Annotated in this window: 1 protein-coding gene; it reads right to left on the bottom strand. The window is 44.9% G+C overall.

Going from position 1 to position 1,317, the window contains the following annotated elements:
* Window positions 1-17: 17 nt before the first annotated feature.
* A complete protein-coding gene (locus tag FRY97_RS21810) occupies window positions 18-1,226 on the bottom strand; it encodes a transposase (RefSeq protein ID WP_170254840.1) in 1,209 nt (402 codons plus the stop codon).
* Window positions 1,227-1,317: the final 91 nt, after the last annotated feature.

The raw sequence follows: 1,317 nt of genomic DNA, 5'->3' as shown, positions 1-1,317 counted from the left end.
CAATAGTCTGAGGCGATTTAGGCAGCGATTTTGCCGATATTCCTAATTTCGCCACGGAGTGATTTAATTTTTGGCAACTGTGGGTCGATTTCAAACATAGAAATAAATTGATCGAGCAGTAATTCATTGGCGTAGCTGGTTTTGATGTCCGCTAAGGAGAATGCTTTTTGCTCATGGTTCTGTCCGCTTAAGTGGCAGGCTGCTTTAGCCAAAGATACAGTGGACAAGCTAGCGTTAAGATGAAAATGAATTTTCTCTTTAGAGCGAGCCTGACAATGTGTTAGCCCGAGATGCTGCTTGGCGTCTCGGTAAAGCAATTCGATTTGGAAACGAGAATGGTAAGCCAGTAATATACAGCCGCCATCCATTTCTAGATCGGTAGAAGCGATGATGCGCGCACTTTTGATGGAGCCATCTGCTTTCAATTCATGGAGGATTACCAGCTTAGCATTTCTTTTCCATGCTTGCACGTTGGCGGTTAGTTCATAGGCGATCCATGATCCATCCTCGGCCTGTGCACATGGGCTTACTAGGTCTAAGCGTAGATTATAGATATCGATACGGCCATCATATTGCTTGGGCCGTCCTTTTCCTGGTCGGGCAGGCCCCTGATAAAGGTAACGTAAACGGGCATCCTTGCGAAGACGGGTGATGACGTTAAAACCCACTTCAAGCATCGCATCAATAAAGGGCAAGCGTGCGAAGTAGGCATCGACGATTAAAAGTGAACTGATCTGTTGGAGTTTTTCAGCACGTTCGCTAATAGAGCGTGCATAGAACCCTAAAAGTGATTCCTCTTCCTGTTGATCAATAGTTTGAATAGCCTCCAGGTGAAGTGCCGTTTTGTCTTGTTGATCAATAACAGCCAGGCCACTTAATTCTAAGCCCCGCAGCTCTCGCCCAGCACAGCCCGAGTAGAAGTAGCCGATACCAGGAGTGTGTTTGCCACTCTTAGGAAGAAAGGAAGGGTCAAAAGCAATTGCCAAGTCATTGCTCAGTGTTTGCTCTGCCAAAAGGACATTAAATTGTAACCAATCAAAGGGCCGACTATAGTTCTCCCGATAAGCACCTTCTTTATAATCCCCCCAACGAGCCATATTGGAAAAGTTATACCGCCCCCTCATTGCCAAGAGTAAAGAAGGCAATGTGGAAATGAATTTAAATTGCCAACGCTTAATGTTCGGCATTTTTCGCAATATTTGTGCTGTGAGCGTTTTGACGTTCATTGGGCAAAATTGAAGCTTTGGTTGTGTAGGAACTCCCAAGCTATGCATTTTGCCCATTTTTATTGATATACATCAAAATCGCCTCAGACTA

The sequence above is a fragment of the Phaeodactylibacter luteus genome (assembly GCF_007993045.1).
In the GTDB taxonomy this organism is placed as follows: Bacteria; Bacteroidota; Bacteroidia; order Chitinophagales; family Saprospiraceae; genus Phaeodactylibacter; species Phaeodactylibacter luteus.
Note: the sequence above shows the minus strand (reverse complement) of the source record. Positions and strands in the feature narration are given on the sequence as shown.

What these genes read in the sequence shown, in the direction of transcription:
- FRY97_RS21810 (WP_170254840.1), bottom strand. Translation starts at nt 1,226, where the DNA reads ATGAACGTCAAAACGCTCACAGCACAAATATTGCGAAAAATGCCGAAC.